This is a genomic window from Pseudomonas vranovensis DSM 16006 (assembly GCF_000425805.1).
Lineage (GTDB): Bacteria > Pseudomonadota > Gammaproteobacteria > Pseudomonadales > Pseudomonadaceae > Aquipseudomonas > Aquipseudomonas vranovensis.
Window position 1 is genome coordinate 117,197 of the sequence record NZ_AUED01000017.1, and the last position, 18,632, is coordinate 135,828.

18 protein-coding genes and 1 tRNA gene are annotated in these 18,632 nt (G+C 60.0%); 7 read left to right on the forward strand and 12 right to left on the reverse strand.

The features are described 5' to 3' along the window. Positions 1–1,386, forward strand: a complete 1,386-nt coding sequence (locus tag H621_RS0114415) for an aspartate aminotransferase family protein (protein ID WP_028944085.1) — start codon at positions 1–3, stop codon at positions 1,384–1,386. 75 nt (positions 1,387–1,461) lie between these two features. Here H621_RS0114415 and ppk2 read toward each other — a convergent pair whose 3' ends face one another. The 4 genes from ppk2 to H621_RS0114435 form a co-directional block, all read right to left on the reverse strand. Next, the gene (gene ppk2 / locus H621_RS0114420; RefSeq protein WP_028944086.1) at positions 1,462–2,271 is read right to left on the reverse strand and encodes a polyphosphate kinase 2; all 810 of its coding nucleotides are present in this window, start codon (positions 2,269–2,271) and stop codon (positions 1,462–1,464) included. Between the two features lie 176 nt (positions 2,272–2,447). Next, positions 2,448–3,452: a hypothetical protein gene (locus H621_RS27115; protein WP_156905614.1), complete on the reverse strand. Its 1,005-nt coding sequence runs from the start codon at positions 3,450–3,452 to the stop codon at positions 2,448–2,450. A 275-nt stretch (positions 3,453–3,727) separates the two neighbouring features. Next, the gene (locus H621_RS27120; protein ID WP_051270541.1) at positions 3,728–5,392 is read right to left on the reverse strand and encodes a hypothetical protein; all 1,665 of its coding nucleotides are present in this window, start codon (positions 5,390–5,392) and stop codon (positions 3,728–3,730) included. 119 nt (positions 5,393–5,511) lie between these two features. Then, positions 5,512–6,384, reverse strand: coding sequence for a BrxR family helix-turn-helix transcriptional regulator (locus H621_RS0114435; protein ID WP_028944087.1), 873 nt, complete (start codon positions 6,382–6,384; stop codon positions 5,512–5,514). 118 nt (positions 6,385–6,502) lie between these two features. On the opposite strand from H621_RS0114435, the gene H621_RS0114440 reads away from it, so the two are divergent. Next, positions 6,503–6,763 (forward strand): hypothetical protein, encoded by a 261-nt coding sequence (locus H621_RS0114440; protein WP_028944088.1) that lies wholly within the window; start codon positions 6,503–6,505, stop codon positions 6,761–6,763. Between the two features lie 122 nt (positions 6,764–6,885). Here the strand turns inward: H621_RS0114440 and ychF are convergent, their stop codons facing one another. From ychF to H621_RS0114480, 8 genes are all read right to left on the reverse strand, one after another. Beyond that, entirely contained in the window at positions 6,886–7,986 is a 1,101-nt protein-coding gene (gene ychF, locus H621_RS0114445; protein WP_028944089.1) for a redox-regulated ATPase YchF, read from the reverse strand. Positions 7,987–8,007: 21 nt separating this feature from the next. Then, complete coding sequence (gene pth / locus H621_RS0114450; RefSeq protein ID WP_028944090.1) at positions 8,008–8,592, reverse strand: aminoacyl-tRNA hydrolase; 585 nt, start codon at positions 8,590–8,592, stop codon at positions 8,008–8,010. 77 nt (positions 8,593–8,669) lie between these two features. After that, on the reverse strand, positions 8,670–9,266 hold the full coding sequence (locus H621_RS0114455) for a 50S ribosomal protein L25/general stress protein Ctc (protein ID WP_028944091.1): 597 nt from the start codon (positions 9,264–9,266) through the stop codon (positions 8,670–8,672). A 139-nt stretch (positions 9,267–9,405) separates the two neighbouring features. After that, a complete protein-coding gene (locus H621_RS0114460) occupies positions 9,406–10,347 on the reverse strand; it encodes a ribose-phosphate pyrophosphokinase (RefSeq protein WP_028944092.1) in 942 nt (313 codons plus the stop codon). 48 nt (positions 10,348–10,395) lie between these two features. Beyond that, positions 10,396–10,470: transfer RNA gene (locus H621_RS0114465), tRNA-Gln, on the reverse strand. Positions 10,471–10,504: 34 nt separating this feature from the next. Continuing rightward, positions 10,505–11,350, reverse strand: coding sequence for a 4-(cytidine 5'-diphospho)-2-C-methyl-D-erythritol kinase (gene ispE, locus H621_RS0114470; RefSeq protein WP_028944093.1), 846 nt, complete (start codon positions 11,348–11,350; stop codon positions 10,505–10,507). Between the two features lies 1 nt (position 11,351). After that, entirely contained in the window at positions 11,352–11,969 is a 618-nt protein-coding gene (gene lolB / locus H621_RS0114475) for a lipoprotein insertase outer membrane protein LolB (protein WP_028944094.1), read from the reverse strand. 4 nt (positions 11,970–11,973) lie between these two features. Continuing rightward, complete coding sequence (locus H621_RS0114480; RefSeq protein WP_028944095.1) at positions 11,974–13,695, reverse strand: tetratricopeptide repeat protein; 1,722 nt, start codon at positions 13,693–13,695, stop codon at positions 11,974–11,976. A 176-nt stretch (positions 13,696–13,871) separates the two neighbouring features. Between H621_RS0114480 and hemA the strand changes: the two genes are divergently transcribed. Genes hemA through murI form a run of 5 tightly spaced genes read left to right on the forward strand, consistent with a single transcriptional unit; the run spans position 13,872 to position 18,601 of the window. Then, positions 13,872–15,149, forward strand: a complete 1,278-nt coding sequence (gene hemA, locus H621_RS0114485; protein ID WP_028944096.1) for a glutamyl-tRNA reductase — start codon at positions 13,872–13,874, stop codon at positions 15,147–15,149. Beyond that, positions 15,146–16,228 (forward strand): peptide chain release factor 1, encoded by a 1,083-nt coding sequence (prfA, locus tag H621_RS0114490; protein WP_028944097.1) that lies wholly within the window; start codon positions 15,146–15,148, stop codon positions 16,226–16,228. The genes hemA and prfA overlap by 4 nt, the downstream gene beginning before the upstream one ends. Beyond that, entirely contained in the window at positions 16,229–17,059 is an 831-nt protein-coding gene (gene prmC / locus H621_RS0114495) for a peptide chain release factor N(5)-glutamine methyltransferase (protein WP_028944098.1), read from the forward strand. Beyond that, positions 17,053–17,808, forward strand: a complete 756-nt coding sequence (locus H621_RS0114500) for a molybdopterin-synthase adenylyltransferase MoeB (RefSeq protein WP_028944099.1) — start codon at positions 17,053–17,055, stop codon at positions 17,806–17,808. The genes prmC and H621_RS0114500 overlap by 7 nt, the downstream gene beginning before the upstream one ends. Continuing rightward, positions 17,801–18,601: a glutamate racemase gene (gene murI, locus H621_RS0114505; RefSeq protein WP_028944100.1), complete on the forward strand. Its 801-nt coding sequence runs from the start codon at positions 17,801–17,803 to the stop codon at positions 18,599–18,601. Before H621_RS0114500 ends, murI begins: the two co-directional genes overlap by 8 nt. Positions 18,602–18,632: the final 31 nt, after the last annotated feature.

Below are 18,632 nucleotides of genomic sequence, written 5' to 3' on the forward strand. Positions count from 1 at the left end.
ATGAGCCAAGATTTCAGCCAACTGTTCGAACAAGACCGTGCCCATTTCATGCATCCGTCAACCCACGCCCATGATCACGCCAGCGGTGCGCTCAAGGGCCGAATCATCACCGGCGCAGAAGGTATCCGCCTGCGCGACCACGAGGGCCGCGAGCTGATCGACGCCTTTGCCGGCCTCTACTGCGTGAACATCGGCTACGGCCGCACCGAAGTGGCCGAGGCGATCTACAAGCAGGCCAAGGAGCTGGCGTACTACCACACCTATGTGGGCCACTCGACCGAGGCGATCATCGAGCTTTCCAGCCGCATCATCGACTGGGCGCCCGAGGGCATGAAAAAGGTCTACTACGGGCTCTCCGGTTCCGATGCCAACGAAACCCAGATCAAGCTGGTGCGTTACTACAACAACATCCTGGGCCGCCCGCAGAAAAAGAAAATCATCTCCCGCGACCGCGGCTACCACGGTTCGGGGATCATGACCGGCAGCCTCACCGGCCTTGCCAGTTTCCACCAGAATTTCGACTTGCCGGCCGAAGGCATCAAGCACACTGTCTGCCCGCACTGGTACCGCAAGGCCCCGGCCGGGATGGATGAAACCGCGTTCGTGCAGTACTGCGCCAACGAGTTGGAAAAGATGATCCTGGCCGAAGGTCCCGACACCGTGGCGGCGTTCATTGGCGAGCCGCTGATGGGGACCGGCGGCATCATCGTGCCGCCCAAGGGCTACTGGGCGGCGATCCAGGCGGTGCTGAACAAGTACGACGTGCTGCTGATCGCTGATGAAGTGGTGTGTGCGTTCGGTCGCCTGGGTTCGAAAATGGGCAGCCAGCGCTATGGCATGAAGCCCGACCTGATCACCACCGCCAAGGGCCTGACCAGCGCCTACGCGCCATTGTCGGCGGTGATTGTCGGTGAGAAAGTGTGGAGCGTGATCGACCAGGGCTCGCAGAAAGAGGGCGCCATGGGCCACGGCTGGACCTACTCCGGGCACCCGGTATGCGCCGCGGCGGCACTCGCCAACCTGGACATCCTGGAACGAGAGAACCTCACCGAGAATGCCGAGGTGGTGGGGGCCTACCTCAACCGCGCACTGCGCGAAGCGCTGGAAGGTCACCCGCTGGTGGGCGAAGTGCGTGGCGACGGCATGCTCGCGGCGGTGGAGTTCATGGCCGACCGTGAAGCACGCACGCCATTCGACCCGAGCTTCAAGATCGGTCCGCAAGTGTCCGCTGCCTGTCTTGAGCGTGGCATGGTCGCCCGGGCGATGCCTCATGGTGACATCCTGGGCTTCGCACCGCCGCTGGTGCTGACCCGCGAGGATGCCGACCTGATCGTCGCCATCACCAAGGATGCGGTCGACGAGGTAGCAGGCAAAGTGCTGGGCTAAACCTGCCGGCGCCCCCTGAAAAGGCAAAACCCCGTCTCGGCAACCGAAGACGGGGTTTTGTATTCATGGCGCTGGTCAGAAGCGTTGGGGAATCTTCCGGAACGGGTAGTCGATGCTCTTGTACTGGCCGATCTTGCCGCGCTTGGGCAGCTTGATCTTCTCGTCCTGGGTGATGTCCTTGTAGGGAATCTGCTTGAGCAGATGGCTGATGATGTTCAGCCGCACCCGCCGTTTGTCTTCGGAAGGTGCCATGTACCACGGGGCCCAGGAGGAGTCGGAGGCGGCGAACATCTCGTCGCGGGCGCGGGTGTAGTCGTCCCAGCGATTGAACGACTTGAGATCCATGGGCGAGAGCTTCCAGATCTTGCGGCCATCGGTGATGCGCTCTTCCAACCGGCGCTGTTGCTCTTCGGGGCTGACCTCAAGCCAGTACTTGATGACAATGATGCCGGACTCCACCAGCATCCGTTCGAACAGCGGTACGACGTCGAGGAATTTCTTCGCCTGGTCTTCAGTACAGAAGCCCATGACCCGTTCGACGCCGGCGCGGTTGTACCAGCTGCGGTCGAAGATCACTACCTCGCCTGCCGCAGGCATGTGCTCAAGGTAGCGTTGGGAATACATCTGGCTCTTTTCCCGCTCGGTCGGCGCCGGTAGCGCCACAACGCGGAACACCCGCGGGCTGACCCGTTCGGTGATGGCCTTGATGGTCCCGCCCTTGCCGGCGCCGTCACGGCCTTCAAAAATGACGCAGACCTTCAGGCCCTTGGCCACGACCCACTGCTGGAGCTTGACCAGCTCGACGTGCAGGTTCTTGAGTTCCTTTTCGTAGTCCTTGCGAGGTAGTCGTTCTGCGTCACGGGCCTTGTCTTTTTTCTTGCTCATGGAGGTTGCCTGGTCAGTGAAAGTGGAATTGAGTATAGGCAGGGCTGTTGAAGGAGAACGCTGACCCGAGGCAATGAAAGAGGATTACTTGAGACGCTGAGGGATAGTGCAGGGAAATGAACAGAACTCCGGGGTTGCCGGGGCTCTGTTCATGGTCTTTACCGCAGTCTTGTCGTTCAGGCCGCGAGTTTGCCGCGGATATCCTGGGAGTGCGCCAATTCTTTGTGGATATTGTCCTGCAGTACCACGTCTTTGCCGTTTTTCTTTTTCACCAACACCGTCTGAACCAGATCGGTCAGCAACTTGACCAGCATGATGTTGTTGGATAGCAGGTCTTTTTCGTCTTGGCTGAAGGCGTTGTAGTCGGTTTGGCGCTGGATTAACTGTTCAAGGCGAGTGAGATGTTTGACGTACAGGTTGAATGTGATGGTCAGCTCACCAATGATCTTGTCGCTGATCAGCCTGAGCTTTTTGAGATAAACCGTCGACTCTTTGATCAACTGGACAGCATTGTCCACTTCCTTGCGGATTTCTTCGGCTTTCTCCAGGCTGGAGTTACCCTTGGCATTGAGCAGTAGGCCGCCAACTGCAAGCACGGGCCCGGCAACCGCCCCCGACAGAACCATCGAGCCCAGGGCCATGCCACCCCCTCCTGCGGAAAGAGCGCCGCCACCCAGAGCGGCCAGGGTCGCATTGTAGGCGGCGACACCCGAAAGCGAACTTATGGCTGTACCGGTGGATGCCACGCCCAGGGCCATGGTTCCGCCATAGGCCGCGAAGCCGGCCAGCGCGCCAGCACTTGCGGTGAGTGCGGAGCTGCCCAATAGGTCGATAGCGGAAATGGAGATCTGCTTGATTTCGTCCAGTTGGTGCTTGGAGAAGCGGATGTCTTCGCCGTGGAACTCTTTGAACTCCGGCTTGTTCTTGATCTTCTCGTAGGCTGCGGCAAAGCGTCCAAAGCTGCGGCTGACGTCCAGCTTCAGGGTGCCCAGCGTCTGCAGAGACATTTCGGTCTGCTTCTGGTCGTTATCCAGTTGGTCTTTTGCGCGGTTGTATCGACCCTCGGCATCGCTGACGATACCCTTGGCTTCAGAGATCTTCTTGGCACCTTTGACCCCGCCGGCAATCCCGGCCCCGCCTGCAACTACAGCTGCACCGATCAACAATAACGGTAATGGCATGTCTATCCTGTCCTTTTGCTCTTGAGGGTTTCACACGCCGCCTGGTTGAGTGCATGAAACTGCTCTCGCGTCATGTGATGTGCGTAGAAGTGCTCGTAGCTTTCGTCGATCCGACACTTGAGGGGACGTTGTGCATAGGTGCCGCAACGACGATTGGCGCGGTCGTAATGGCGGCAGACGCCCGTTCCGTCATCCAGGTCGCTGTAAAGTGGATTGGCGCCCAAGTTCTGGCAGCACAGTCCACATGCATCGCAATTGAAGCGCGACATGCTGGGTCAGAACACCAGCACGGCATCTTTGTCGTTCATGAAATCGTCCAGGCCTTGGCGGTCCTGATAGGGCATATCGATCTTGCAGGTGTTCATCGCTTCAAACAGTGCGTCGTTGAGCTCTGCATTGTTTTGCGACCGCGCCAGATTGGCATTGATCTGTTGCAGCTTGTCCAGGTCCGCTTGCAACTGCTGGAAGTCGATGCCCGCCAGTTGTGCGGTGTAGGCTTCCAGCCGCTGGCTCACCGCTTTGTAATAGTCCAGTGTGTAGTCGATGCTGGACTTCAGGCCGTTGGCGAACGTGACAATTTGGTTGACCAGTGGCGAATGGTCAATGAAGTAGAGCAGCGAAATGTTCAACAAGCCGCCTGCCAATGCGCCTACGAATGTCGACAGGATTTCGCCCAGAATTGGTACCTGAAGACCTGGCACCTTGGAGATGGCCTCCTGGACCAGAGCGCCAGTACAGACCGAGACACCGGTGGCGACGATCTTGGAAACCGCACGCAGCAGCTCGCCGAAGGGAAGGTGCTGCGGATTGAAGACCAGCGTCTTTACCGCCTCGACAATAGTTGCCCAGGACTCGCGGAGAATCTTGGCCACATTCTTTGCAGTGGTGAAGAAAATGTTGATCAAGGTGGTCATCACCGACGACAGTGCACCAGCCAGCATGCCGTCCTTGAAGCGAGTCAACAATTCGCCACGCTTGGCCTGAACGCGCTCGAAAGCACCTCTGCAAGTGTTGCCCAGATGCTGCAGGAACAGACCGAGATCAAAGTTGCCTTTCAAACTCTCCAAAATGTGTGGCAGTTCTTGGCGCACCGCATTCCAGGCTTCGAGCATAATCATGCCGAGCGTCTCGCGAGCGCCCATGCGCAGCCCCTGGTTGAGGCTGGCGCTGGCACTGGCAGCTAGGAACTCGCTACTGTTGTAGTAGCTGCTGGCCAAGTCTTTTTCGTAAGCTTCGCGGGCAATCTTGTCTTTTTCACGCAGCTTGGCAGGGTCGACGGCGTCGAGTTTCTCAAGCTTATTCAGCGTCTTGCGCTCCTTGTCATCGAGCCCGACGGTGCGCTGCTTTGATTTCAGTGAACTGATCTCGGCCTTGCGACCAGCTTCGTTCTGGTCGAGGTAGTTGATGAACTGCTCGGCGCTCTTGTCCTTCTTCGAGGTATTTACCGACCCGTCGGTGGCATTGAGGTTGCTGCGCTGGTTGGCCAGCTCGACACCGTCTCGGCCCGCCAGGACTCGCGCCGGATCATCGTGTATTGCCTTGGCCGAGATGGTGTGGTCGCGGTGTACATCGGCGTTGGCGGCAAAGGCCTGGCCGGTATAGGCGTCGTTCAGAGTACCGGCCTGTTTACCTGCTTTGTACTCTCGCCCCACCTGAATGTAGGTGTCGGTGGAGTGGTAGGCTGCGCTGTCATACTCGCCACGCGCGTTGAAGCGTGCCTCATTGCGCACATCAGCGTAGCCGACCGAATCGGCCCGGACAGTGTGCAAGGTGTCAACATGTCCACCTCGTCGGTCGTTGGCCAGGAGAAAGTCCAGCCCAAACGAGGTCAGGAGGCTTTTGACCACCACCTGCTCATACTGCTGCAGGAGGCTATAGCTGACATCCGGCGTAGCGTGGCGGATGGCCTGCGACAGAGGGTCCAGGGCGAGGCTGGTCATAGAGCGTGCTCCTTGCAGGAATGAGGCAGGCATGGCTCTTGTCACCGATGCGCCTTGATATGGCGCGAATATAGCCAAGTGCCATTATCCATTCAAGGCATTATGCTATCACTCCGTGGTCAATCGTACAGCCACGGTCTCAATTCCTTAAGGTTGGAAACCACGATTTGCTGTGCTTCAGGATTAGGGTCCAGGTTTCTGTGATCGATCTGGTAACGCTGCAAAACATATTTCACCAGTGCCTTGCGGCTGGGTACCAGCAAATGTCCATCCGTCATGCCGAAGTCGGTCTCGATGATCGCTTTTTGCGCATCGTTCAATCGTCCATCGGGCGCGATGATGACTGGTACTTCAGTGTTCCAGTCCTCATCCAGTGAACGGGTGTTCTGCGATACATCAAGCAGTTCTGGCTGGCCCCGCAGGCGGCTGAGTACAAAGTCCCGGTACTGGCCGTTCTTTTCACAATAGGCTCGCACATGCCAGCGCATGCCGGTGTAGACCAGCGTGTGAGGGGCAATAAGACGTACATCCACATTCGGGGAGTTGAGCGACACGTACTCGGTTTCCAGGCGCAGGCCATCGCGGCAGGCCTTGAGTAGTGGACGCAGGACCTCGGGGCGAATGGGCCGGTCCGGAACCTCCAGAACCTTGGTGTGGGCATAGGCCAGTGCCAGGCCTTCGATGTGTGGAGCCCGTTCGTTGTTTTGATAAAGCAGGTGTAGATAGGCGCTGGCACTGTCGTCGATAAACAGCGGCTTGAAGGATTTGCTCGGTACATAGCCCTTGAGCTGTTTGTCATATGTCAAGTTTCGAGGCGCATGTTCAGTGATGTAGGTGTTGATGTCTTTGGACGCCTGCTGGCGGCTGATGCCGAAGCTCTGGATCAGGCGCCCCGTGGTCAGCCGGCCTTCCCACCAGGCAACGGTCTCGATCAAGCGATAGCGAAGTGCCAGGTCCCAGCGAACTTGTTTGATGGACTGCTTGCGCTTCATAACCTCTCCATGTGTGCGAATACTTTACCTGTATAAGTCTACATTCTAGATCTGTCGCTAAACACTACATATCGTGTTCCTGTCTTGGGGTGAATCGAATTCACGAAAGGAAGTGAGCATGGATATGTCTGAAGTGGTTTCGGTGGGGGCAATGGTAATGATGGGGGCAATATTGCTAGCGCTTTTGCTGCAGTACCTTAGATTGTGTGAGCTCTGGAAAATGGCGCTCGGCTGCCAAAAGAACGCGCGTTGGGCGCGGATCTGGGAAATGGAGAATCGGGAGTTGCGCTCGGCGTTGCGGGCGGAGAAAGCACACTTGGAGCAATTGCGTAAACAACTGGTAGTTTTGCAAAGCCGGAATCTTGAGGGATCTCGATAAAAGTCACGGGTAAATAAAAAGCACGGGCTTCCATCTCCTATGTGTTCTCTTGAATCCTGATGGAAAAGAAAAACCCCTTGAGGCCTAAATCCTCAAGGGGTTTTCTGTGCAGCGGAAGCGGCTTAGACGTTGAAGCGGAAGTGCATCACGTCACCGTCCTTGACGATGTAGTCCTTGCCTTCCAGGCGCCATTTGCCGGCTTCTTTCGCGCCGCCTTCACCCTTGTACTGGATGAAGTCGTCATAGGCGACCACTTCGGCACGGATAAAGCCTTTCTCGAAGTCGGTGTGGATCACACCGGCCGCCTGTGGCGCGGTAGCGCCGACGCGTACGGTCCAGGCGCGTACTTCCTGAACGCCGGCGGTGAAGTAGGTCTGCAGGTTGAGCAGGCCGTAACCGGCGCGGATCACGCGGTTCAGGCCTGGTTCTTCCAGGCCCAGGGCCTCTAGGAACATGTCCTTTTCTTCGCCTTCGTCGAGCTCGGCGATTTCCGCTTCGATCTTGTTGCACACCGGCACGACCACTGCGCCTTCTTCTTCGGCAATGGCACGCACGACGTCCAGGTGCGGGTTGTTGTCGAAGCCGTCTTCAGCAACGTTGGCGATGTACATCACCGGCTTGCTGGTCAGCAGGTGGAAGCCGCGGATCAGTGCCTTCTCGTCGTCTGCCATGTCCTTCATCAGGCTGCGCGCAGGCTTGCCTTCGGTGAAGTGCGGGATCAGTTTCTCGAGGATGGCTTTCTGCGCCAGGGCGTCTTTGTCACCGCCCTTGGCGTTGCGCGCAACCTTTTGCAGTTGCTTCTCGCAGCTGTCGAGGTCGGCGAAGATCAGTTCCAGGTCGATGATCTCGATGTCACGCTTGGGGTCGACGCTGTTGGAGACGTGAATCACGTTCTCGTCTTCGAAGCAGCGCACCACGTGGGCGATGGCGTCGGTCTCGCGGATGTTGGCAAGGAACTTGTTGCCCAGGCCTTCACCTTTGGAGGCGCCGGCGACCAGGCCTGCGATGTCGACGAATTCCATGGTGGTCGGCAGCACGCGGTTTGGCTTGACGATGGCGGCCAGGGCATCCAGGCGTGCATCAGGCATTGGCACGATGCCGCTGTTCGGCTCGATGGTGCAGAAGGGGAAGTTCTCTGCCGCGATGCCGGATTTGGTCAAGGCGTTGAACAGGGTGGACTTGCCGACGTTGGGCAAACCGACGATGCCGCAATTGAAACCCATGGTGAATCCCTCTTCGTGGAGTCAGGCCTTCTGGCTGTGCAGCTCTCTCATCGCACGCGTCCAGTCGCCGGCGAGGATGTCCGGCAGCACGCCGAGGGCAAAATCGATACTGGCATCCAGTTTTTCCTGTTCGGCGCGTGGCGCCTTGCCCAGGACAAAGCCGGAGACCCTGCTGCTGTCACCCGGGTGGCCGATGCCAAGCCGCAGACGGTGAAAGTCGTTGTTGTTGCCGAGTTGCGCAATGATGTCGCGCAAGCCGTTGTGCCCACCATGGCCGCCGCCCTTTTTGAGCTTGGCGACGCCTGGGGGCAGGTCGAGTTCGTCGTGGGCCACCAGGATGGCATCTGGCGGGATGCGGAAAAAATTCGCCAGTGCAGCAACGGCCTGGCCGCTGCGATTCATGTAGGTGGTGGGGATCAACAGACGGACGTCGTTGCCCTGATGGCTGAATTTAGCCGTCAGGCCGAAATACTTGCGATCAGCAGTCAGGTTGACACGCTGGGCGCTGGCAATGCGTTCTACGAAAAGAGCCCCTGCGTTATGCCGGGTCTGTTCGTATTCGGGGCCGGGGTTTCCCAGGCCGACGATCAGTTGGATGGCGGTCACGTCAGGGGCTCTTCCTTGGAGTTGGGGGCTACAGTGCGGGGCACTGTAACCCGATCAACGCCGGCGTGCCGAGTGGATTACTCAGCAGCGCCTTCTGCAGCTTCAGGCGCAACACGCGGAGCGTGAACGTTGGCAACAGCTTTGTCATCACCGTGGGCCAGAGCTACGAACTCTACGCCTTTAGGCGCTTTGAGGTCCGACAGGTGGATGATGGTGCCGACTTCAGCCTTGGCCAGGTCAACTTCAATGAACTCAGGCAGGTCTTTGGCTTCGCAGGAAACTTCGATCTCGGCCACTACGTGGGAGATTTCGCCGCCTTTCTTGACCGGTGCTTCTTCGTTGATGAAGTGCACAGGAACAACAGCGGTCAGTTTCTGGCCAGCTACAACGCGGACGAAGTCAGCGTGCATGATGAACTGCTTGGACGGGTGACGTTGCAGAGCCTTGACGATAACGTTCTGCTTGGTGCCGTCGACGTTCAGTTCGATAACGTGGCTGAAGGCAGCTTCGTTGTCGAACAGCTTGGTGATTTCCTTGGCCAGGATGGTTACGGATTCAGCGGCTTTGCCACCACCGTAAACAACAGCAGGAGTGTTGGCGGAGTGACGCAGGCGGCGGCTCGCACCTTTCCCCAGGTCAGTACGCGCTTGAGCGTTCAGAGTGAAATCAGTCATTTTGTATCTCCAAAATAGCCATTCCCGAGTGGCGTTTGCGACCAGCGCCAAAGCGGGATGGGCAAAAAAGCCCCGCCCCAACAACAAGTGTTGGGGCGGGGCGCTTTACGTCAACGTGATGTTCGCGAGGGCAGGGCCCTCAGCGGAACATCGCGCTGATCGATTCTTCGTTGCTGATGCGGCGAACCGCTTCAGCGACCACCGGTGCGATATCCAGTTGGCGGATACGCGCACAGGCTTGTGCAGCAGCGGACAGCGGGATGGTATTGGTAACCACCAGTTCGTCCAGCACGGAGTTCTCGATATTCTCGATCGCCCGACCCGACAGGACAGGGTGCGTGCAGTAGGCGTAAACCTTGGCAGCGCCGTGTTCTTTCAGGGCTTTGGCCGCGTGGCACAGGGTGCCGGCGGTATCGACCATGTCGTCGACGAGAATACAGGTACGTCCTTCGACGTCGCCGATGATATGCATCACTTCGGAGTGATTGGCCTTTTCACGGCGTTTGTCGATGATACCCAGATCGACACCCAGCGACTTGGCAACAGCACGTGCACGCACGACGCCGCCAATGTCCGGGGACACGATCATGAGGTTCTCGAAACGCTGGTCTTCGATGTCATCCACCAGAACGGGGGAGCCGTAGATGTTATCTACCGGAATATCGAAGAAACCCTGGATCTGGTCAGCGTGCAGGTCGACGGTGAGAACACGGTCGATACCAACGACGGTGAGCATGTCAGCGACGACTTTGGCGCTGATAGCTACACGCGCCGAACGCGGACGGCGATCCTGGCGGGCATATCCGAAGTAAGGAATCACGGCAGTGATTCGGGACGCTGAGGAGCGGCGGAAGGCATCGGCCATCACTACCAGTTCCATCAGATTATCGTTGGTTGGCGCGCAAGTCGGCTGAATGATGAAAACGTCTTTACCGCGGACATTTTCATTAATCTCAGTGCTGATTTCGCCGTCGGAGAATTTACCGACAGAAACATCACCCAGTGGGATATGCAGCTGACGTACGACACGCCGAGCCAGATCGGGGTTGGCGTTCCCCGTAAAGACCATCATCTTGGACACGCGCAGTACCTGAAGGCTGAGGGTATACCTGGATGAGTATAAGGAAAATGGCAGGGGCGGCTGGATTCGAACCAACGCATGGCAGGATCAAAACCTGCTGCCTTACCGCTTGGCGACGCCCCTGTATCTGTTGCTGCGAGTACCTTGTACTCGATTCCTAGTGCAGACTTTGCAACGTTCGGTGCAACATTGAGATGTTGCTGCCTTTGGCTACAAATCCTGTTTGGGTATCTGCAAGAAGGGCCAAAACTTTATCAGCTTCAGCTTTGCTTGGGAAGGCCCCAAACACACAACTTCCAGTTCCGGTGAGTCTTGCTTCAGTGAATTTGCTTAGCAAATTCAGTGAGTTACGTACTTCTGGGTAACTCTGCTCAACTACCGCTTGACAGTCATTACGACTGTTTCCCTTGGGAACGGGGCGCATCTTAAGGGGCAAAGAATCACGTGTCAACTGCGGGTGTGAAAAAATTTCTGCTGTACTAACAAATACTTGTGGAACGAGCACCAGGTACCAAGGCTCTTCGGGGTCGACCGGGGTCAGCTTCTCGCCCACGCCCTCGGCAAATGCTGCGTGGCCACGCACGAAAACCGGTACGTCGGCGCCCAGGCTCAGGCCCAGTTCAGCGAGTTGATCTTCACCGCAGTCCAGCTTCCACAGATGGTTCAAGCCCAGCAGGGTAGTAGCGGCATCCGAGCTGCCGCCGCCGATGCCGCCGCCCATGGGCAGGATTTTTTTCAGCCAGATGTCGGCGCCCAGCGTGCAGCCGGTGAGTTGCTGCAATTTGCGCGCGGCCTTGACGATCAGGTTGCTGTCGTGGGGGACCTCCTGGAGGTCGCTGTGCAGGTGGATCTGGCCATCATCGCGTACGGCGAATTCGAGTTCGTCGGCATAGTCGAGGAACTGGAACAGCGTCTGCAACTCGTGATAGCCGTCGGGGCGACGGCCGAGAATGTGCAGCATCAGGTTGAGCTTGGCGGGCGCTGGCAGGGTCAACCGGGTCATGTCAGTGCCCCAGCTGGCGTGGCTGCCAGTCCTTGACCACTACCGTCACATCAATATTCTGGCCGTGCAGCTTGAAGCGCTCGGGCAACCAGTAGCCGTTCTGTTCGGTGTAGCTCAAGTACTGCACGTCCCAACCATCCTGCTTGAGGCTGGCCAGGCGGCTGTCGCTGCCAAGGGTCAGCTGGCTCTTGCTGTCGGGGGCAGGCAAGCCGCGCACCCACCAGACCAGGTGCGAAACCGGCAGTTCCCAGCCGAGTTGTTCTGCCAGCAGGGCCTCGGGGTTCTTGGCTTCGTAGCGGCCCTGGTTGGCCACTTCCAGCACCACGCCACCGGGGCGACCGGTCAGTCGGGCTGCACCACGACCCAGCGGGCCCGACAGGCGAATGTCGTAGTAGTCCTGGCGCTGCAGCCAGAACAGGGTGCCGCTGCCGGAGTCTTTGGGTGCGCGAATACCGACCTTGCCGTTGATCTGCCAGCCGTCCAGGGTGCTGAGTTGCTGTTTGTGTTCACGCCACAGTTGCGGGCTGCCTTGGCCCTGGAGGGCCTCGCGGGAGCCGAAGCCGGCGCAACCGGCAAGCAGGGCGATCAGGCTGAAGGTGATGCAGTGGCGCAAAAACATAGGCTTAAAGAGTCTCGGATCCGGTCAGGCGCAGAACAGTCTTGCGCAGGATGGGGCTGTCGGGTTGGGTCTCGAAGGCCTTGGCCCAGGTTTGTCGGGCCTCGCGGCGCTTGCCGTTGGCCCACAGTACTTCACCCAGGTGCGCGGCGACTTCGTGGTCGGGAAAGCGCTCGAGCGCCTGGCGCAGCAGGCGCTCGGCTTCGTCGAGGTTGCCCATCCGGTAGTTGACCCAGCCGAGGCTGTCGAGCACGGCGGGGTCGTCCGGGGTGATCTGGTGGGCTTTCTCGATCAGGGCCTTGGCTTCGGCATAGCGTGTGGTGCGATCGGCCAGGGTGTAGCCCAGGGCATTGAGGGCCATGGCGTTCTCCGGCTCGCGGGCGATGATGCTGCGCAAGTCCTTTTCCATCTGGCCCAGGTCATTGCGCTTTTCGGCCAGCATGGCGCGGGTATAGAGCAGGTTGTTGTCGTCCGGATACTGCTTGAGCGCTGTTTCGAGCACGCCCAGGGCCTGGGCATCCTTGTCGTTGTTGCCCAGGGCCTCGGCTTCGATCAGGTACAGCTGGATGGCATAGTCGGGCTGGACATCGCGGGCCATGGCCAGGCGACGCGAGGCTTCGGCACTGCGGCCGTTGGCCACGAGTATGTCGGCCTGGCGCAACTGCGCCGGCAGGTAGTCATTGCCCGGGCCTACCAGGCCGTACTCGTTCAGGGCTTCTTCGAGCTGGTTGCGCTCTTCATGAATGCGGCCCAGGTTCAGGTGCGCGGCATCCACATGGCTGTCGCGCTCGATCAACTCTTGCAGGTAGCCGGCGGCTTCGTCCCAGTTCTTGGTTTCCAGGCAAATGAGTGCCAGGGAATAGCGCAGCTCATCGTCGTCCGGGTATTGCTGGACCAGGCTCGAGAACTCGACCTTGGCGTCGTCCAGGCGATCCTGTTCGACCAGTGTGCGCGCGTAGGTCAGGCGCAGGCGCTTGTCGTCCGGGTATTGGCGGATGGTTTTTTGCAGCAGCGGCAGGGCCTCTTCGCCGCGACCCACGCTTTGCAGCAGGCGGGCGCGCAACAGCACCGGGGCAATTTCACCATCGTCGGCCGGGTGCTCTTCAAGCAGGTTCAGGGCGGCTTCGGCGTTGCCGTCCTGCTGAAGCAGCAGGGCCTTGCCGAATACCAGTTGGCCGTTGTCCGGGTATTTTTTCAGCAGGCGGTCAAAGCTGTTCTGTAGGCCGTCGCGGGTGTCCTGGTCGGTTTCAGCGGCCGACAGGGCAAGAAAATCGAAATGCGTGTCGCCCTGGCCTTGCAGCACCTTCTCCATGTAGACCATCGAGTCGTCATAGCGGCCACTGCGAGCCAGCTGGATGGCGGCGGCGCGTTGGGCATCGAGGCTGTCGGGGGCGTTCTTGGCCCAGATCAGGGCGGTGTCCAGGGCGGGCTGGTCGGCGCCCAGGTATTCGGCGATGCGATAGGCCCGCTCGGAAATCCCGGCGTCCTGGGTCTTGATGGCTTCGCTGACGTAGTTGTCGAGGGCGATGTCGAAACGGTTGCGCTGGCCGGCCAGCTCTGCGGCCAGCAGGTTGTAGACGGTGTCCTGGCTGAACGATCCATAGACCACGGGTTTGTCTGGCTGCTGTTGCACGGCATCGAGGGCAGGCGCCTGGGCATCGGTGGAGTCCAGGGTCTGACAGCCCTGGAGCAGGGCCAAGGCAAGGAGCAACGCGTAGGATCTATTCATAATGAGGATTTGGGCGGCTTACCAGCGGTCGGATCATCATGACACAAGCGCCGGGGCAAACCCATAAGCGAAGGTCTCGGTAGGGGTAGTCTATAGAGACAATAGCGAGCGGTGGTTGTTCTGAAACCTGCGAAGTAGGACAATTATCGGCTTCTCGTCATAATCAGCGACCTTGCATGGCCTTTCTTGCCCTCGGTATCAACCATAAGACTGCCTCGGTAGACGTACGCGAGCGCGTGGCGTTTACCCCTGAGCAGCTGGTGGACGCCTTGCAGCAGCTCTGCCGACTGACCGCCAGCCGCGAGGCTGCGATCCTTTCGACCTGTAACCGCAGTGAGCTCTATATAGAGCAGGACCACCTGGGCGCAGAAAGCGTTCTGCGCTGGCTGGCCGAATATCATCAGCTGAGTCTCGATGAATTGCGCGCGAGCGCTTATATCCACGAAGATCATGACGCCGTGCGGCATATGATGCGCGTGGCTTCCGGGCTTGACTCGCTGGTGCTTGGCGAGCCGCAGATCCTTGGGCAGATGAAGTCGGCCTATGCGGTTGCCCGCGAGGCCGGGACCATCGGTCCGCTGCTCGGTCGCTTGTTCCAGGCCACCTTCAGCGCTGCCAAGCAGGTGCGCACCGATACCGCCATCGGCGAAAACCCGGTGTCGGTGGCCTTTGCCGCTGTCAGCCTGGCCAAGCAGATCTTCAGCGACCTGGGGCGCAGCCAGGCACTTTTGATCGGCGCGGGTGAAACCATCACCCTGGTCGCCCGCCACCTGCACGAGCAGGGGGTGCGACGGATTGTGGTAGCCAACCGGACCCTGGAGCGGGCCAGTACCCTGGCTGAGCAGTTCGGTGCCCATGCGGTGCTGCTGGCCGATATTCCCCAGGAGCTGGTCAACAGCGACATTGTGATCAGTTCCACCGCCAGCCAACTGCCAATCCTGGGCAAGGGCGCGGTGGAAAGTGCCTTGAAGCAACGTCGGCACAAACCGATCTTCATGGTCGATATCGCCGTGCCGCGCGACATCGAGCCCGAGGTCGGCGAGCTCGACGACGTCTACCTCTACACGGTCGATGACCTGCACGATGTGGTCGCCGAGAACCTCAAGAGCCGGCAGGGTGCAGCCCAGGCCGCCGAAGAGCTGGTGACCGTCGGCGCCGAGGATTTCATGGTGCGCCTGCGCGAGCTGGCTGCGGTGGACGTGCTCAAGGCGTATCGTCAGCAGAGCGAACGCCTGCGCGACGAAGAACTGCAAAAGGCCCAGCGCTTGCTGGCCAACGGTGCCAGCGCCGATGAGGTGCTGGTGCAGCTGGCGCGCGGGCTGACCAACAAATTGCTGCATGCGCCCAGTGTGCAACTGAAAAAGCTCTCTGCCGAAGGCCGCCTCGATGCGTTGGCCATGGCTCAGGAACTCTTTGCCCTCAATGAGGGTTCGACGGATAAAACCCCGCAATGAAAGCGTCGCTGCTCAATAAGCTGGATACCCTCCAGGACCGTTTCGAGGAATTGACCGCCCTGCTGGGCGATGCCGAAGTCATCTCCGATCAGACGCGTTTTCGCGCCTATTCGCGTGAGTATGCCGAGGTCGAGCCGGTTGCGGCGACCTATGCCCAGTGGCGCAAGGTCCAGGATGATCTGGCCGGCGCCCAGGCGTTGCTCAAGGACAGCGATCCCGATCTTCGCGAAATGGCCGTCGAGGAAGTGCGCGAGGCCAAGGAGCAATTGGCCGCGCTGGAAGGCCAACTGCAGCGCATGCTGCTGCCCAAGGACCCTAACGACGGGCGCAACGTATTCCTGGAAATCCGCGCCGGTACCGGCGGTGACGAAGCGGCGATCTTCTCCGGCGACCTGTTCCGCATGTATTCGCGCTACGCCGAGCGCCGTGGCTGGCGCCTGGAGATTCTCTCGGAGAATGAAGGCGAGCATGGCGGTTACAAGGAGATCATTGCCCGGGTCGAGGGTGACAGCGTCTACGGCAAGCTGAAGTTCGAGTCTGGCGCCCACCGCGTGCAGCGAGTGCCGGAAACAGAATCCCAGGGCCGTATCCACACCTCGGCCTGCACCGTGGCGGTGCTGCCCGAGCCGGATGAGCAAGTGGCGATCGAGATCAACCCGGCCGACTTGCGCGTGGACACTTACCGTGCCTCGGGCGCGGGTGGCCAGCACGTCAACAAGACCGACTCGGCGATCCGCATCACCCACTTGCCGACCGGTATCGTCGTCGAGTGCCAGGAAGAGCGTTCCCAGCACAAGAACCGCGCTCGGGCGATGTCCTGGCTGTCGGCCAAGCTCAACGACATGCAGACCAGCGCGGCACAGAATGCCATCGCCAGCGAGCGCAAGCTGCTGGTGGGCTCGGGCGACCGCTCCGAACGAATTCGTACCTACAACTATCCACAGGGCCGGGTGACGGATCACCGTATCAACCTGACCCTGTATTCGCTGGATGAAGTGTTGGCCGGTGGGGTGGACGCGGTGATCGAACCGCTTCTGGCCGAGTATCAGGCTGACCAACTGGCTGCACTGGGTGAGTAAATGACGATTATCGCCAGCCTGCTTCGCGCTGCGGAGCTGCCGGATTCGCCAACGGCGCGTCTGGATGTGGAACTGCTGTTGGCCGCGGCCATCGGCAAGTCGCGAAGCTACCTGCATACCTGGCCCGAGCGGATTGTCAGCAGCGAAGCGGCGCTGACGTTCGCCCAGTACCTGCAGCGCCGCCGCAGCGGCGAGCCGGTGGCCTACATTCTGGGCCAGCAAGGGTTCTGGAACCTGGACCTTGAAGTGGCGCCGCATACCCTGATCCCACGTCCGGACACCGAGTTGCTGGTCGAGACTGCCCTTGAATTGCTGCCGCCCACGCCTGTGCGGGTGCTGGACCTGGGCACGGGCACTGGTGCCATCGCCCTGGCCCTGGCCAGCGAGCGGCCCCAGTGGCAGGTCACGGCCGTGGACCGCGTGCTTGAGGCCGTGGCCCTGGCCGAGCGCAATCGCCAGCGCTTGCAACTGAACAATGTCCAGGTGCGCAGCAGCCACTGGTTCGATGCCCTGCAAGGCGAGCGCTATGAGCTGATCATCAGCAACCCGCCCTACATTGCCAGCGAAGACCCGCACCTGGTTGCTGGCGATGTGCGTTTCGAGCCGAGCAGTGCCCTGGTGGCCGGTGTCGATGGCCTGGACGACCTGCGCACGATCATCAGCCAGGCCCCGGCGCACCTGCAGCCTGGCGGCTGGTTGTTGCTCGAACATGGTTACGATCAGGGCGCAGCGGTACGTGAACTGCTGGCGCGCCACGATTTTGAACAGATCGAAAGCCGCATCGACCTGGGCGGCAATGAACGTATCAGCCTGGGGCGACTGTCGTGCTAAGTGATCAGGAACTATTGCGCTATAGCCGGCAGATCCTCCTGGCTCAGGTCGATATCGACGGCCAGTTGCGCCTGAAGAACAGCCGCGCGCTGATTGTCGGGCTCGGCGGCCTGGGCTCGCCGGTGGCCTTGTACCTGGCAGCTGCCGGTGTCGGAGAGCTGCACCTGGCCGATTTCGACACGGTTGATGTAACCAACCTGCAACGTCAGGTGCTGCACGACTCCGCCTCGGTTGGCCTGAGCAAGGTCGATTCGGCGTTGGCCCGCTTGCAGGCGATCAACCCCGAGATTCGTCTGGTTGCTCACCGCAGTGCCCTGGATGAAGACTCCCTGGCCGCTGCGGTCCAGGCAGTGGACCTGGTGCTGGATTGTTCCGATAACTTCTCCACCCGCGAGGCGGTCAATGCTGCCTGCGTGGCCCAGGGCACACCCTTGGTCAGTGGTGCGGCAATCCGCCTGGAAGGGCAGCTGTCGGTGTTCGACCCACGCCGCCCCGAAAGCCCTTGCTACCACTGCCTTTATGGACATGGCAGCGAGGCCGAGCTGACCTGTAGCGAAGCCGGGGTGATCGGTCCATTGGTTGGCCTGGTGGGCAGCCTGCAGGCATTGGAAGCGCTCAAGCTGCTGGCCGGATTCGGCGAGCCGTTGGTAGGGCGCCTGTTGCTGATCGATGCCTTGGGCAGCCGCTTCCGGGAATTGCGGGTCAAGCGCGACCCCGGCTGCAGCGTCTGTGGCGCGGACCATGGCTGATCAGGCCTCGGCGCCCGTCGGCGTCTTTGACTCGGGCGTGGGTGGCCTGTCGGTGCTGGCAGAAATCCAGCGTCTGCTGCCCAACGAATCGCTGCTTTATGTGGCCGACTGTGGGCATATTCCCTACGGCGAAAAATCCCCTGAGTTCATTCGCGAGCGCTGCCGCCTGGTGGCCGAGTTCTTTCGCGAACGGGGCGCCAAGGCCATGGTGCTGGCCTGCAACACTGCCACCGTGGCAGCCGTGGCCGATCTGCGCGAGCAGTACCCGCACTGGCCGCTGGTGGGTATGGAGCCTGCGGTCAAGCCCGCTGCGGCAGCAACCCGCAGTGGCGTGGTCGGTGTGCTGGCTACGACTGGCACCCTGCAGAGCGCCAAGTTCGCCGCCTTGCTCGACCGCTTCGCCAGCGATGTGCGGGTTGTCACTCAGCCTTGCCCGGGCCTGGTCGAATGCATCGAGGCGGGTGACCTGAACAGCCCCGCACTGCGTAATCTGCTACAGGGCTACCTGCGTCCCTTGCTCGATGCCGGTTGCGACACCCTGATTCTGGGCTGCACCCATTACCCCTTCCTCAAGCCATTGCTGGCGCAAATGGTGCCGGCTTCCACCGCCATTATCGACACCGGCGCCGCGGTTGCCCGCCAATTGCAACGCCTGCTCGGTGAGCGTCACTTGTTGTCGACAGGGCCCGCCCGTGACGCGCAGTTCTGGACCAGCGCGAGTCCAGAACATTTGCGAAAGATCCTTCCAATGTTGTGGAATAAATCTGACAGTGTGCGAAGCTTCACAATGTAAAAAAAGTGTGAAAAGCACTGAACATTGGCTG

Excerpts from the sequence above, each read along its gene's own strand:
- H621_RS0114480 (WP_028944095.1), bottom strand. The coding sequence starts at position 13,695 with ATGAATAGATCCTACGCGTTGCTCCTTGCCTTGGCCCTGCTCCAGGGC.
- prmC (WP_028944098.1), top strand. The coding sequence starts at position 16,229 with ATGACGATTATCGCCAGCCTGCTTCGCGCTGCGGAGCTGCCGGATTCG.
- prfA (WP_028944097.1), top strand. The coding sequence starts at position 15,146 with ATGAAAGCGTCGCTGCTCAATAAGCTGGATACCCTCCAGGACCGTTTC.
- H621_RS0114415 (WP_028944085.1), top strand. The coding sequence starts at position 1 with ATGAGCCAAGATTTCAGCCAACTGTTCGAACAAGACCGTGCCCATTTC.
- ychF (WP_028944089.1), bottom strand. The coding sequence starts at position 7,986 with ATGGGTTTCAATTGCGGCATCGTCGGTTTGCCCAACGTCGGCAAGTCC.
- H621_RS0114440 (WP_028944088.1), top strand. The coding sequence starts at position 6,503 with ATGGATATGTCTGAAGTGGTTTCGGTGGGGGCAATGGTAATGATGGGG.
- hemA (WP_028944096.1), top strand. The coding sequence starts at position 13,872 with ATGGCCTTTCTTGCCCTCGGTATCAACCATAAGACTGCCTCGGTAGAC.
- lolB (WP_028944094.1), bottom strand. The coding sequence starts at position 11,969 with ATGTTTTTGCGCCACTGCATCACCTTCAGCCTGATCGCCCTGCTTGCC.
- murI (WP_028944100.1), top strand. The coding sequence starts at position 17,801 with ATGGCTGATCAGGCCTCGGCGCCCGTCGGCGTCTTTGACTCGGGCGTG.
- ppk2 (WP_028944086.1), bottom strand. The coding sequence starts at position 2,271 with ATGAGCAAGAAAAAAGACAAGGCCCGTGACGCAGAACGACTACCTCGC.
- H621_RS27115 (WP_156905614.1), bottom strand. The coding sequence starts at position 3,452 with ATGCCATTACCGTTATTGTTGATCGGTGCAGCTGTAGTTGCAGGCGGG.
- H621_RS27120 (WP_051270541.1), bottom strand. The coding sequence starts at position 5,392 with ATGACCAGCCTCGCCCTGGACCCTCTGTCGCAGGCCATCCGCCACGCT.
- H621_RS0114455 (WP_028944091.1), bottom strand. The coding sequence starts at position 9,266 with ATGACTGATTTCACTCTGAACGCTCAAGCGCGTACTGACCTGGGGAAA.
- H621_RS0114435 (WP_028944087.1), bottom strand. The coding sequence starts at position 6,384 with ATGAAGCGCAAGCAGTCCATCAAACAAGTTCGCTGGGACCTGGCACTT.
- ispE (WP_028944093.1), bottom strand. The coding sequence starts at position 11,350 with ATGACCCGGTTGACCCTGCCAGCGCCCGCCAAGCTCAACCTGATGCTG.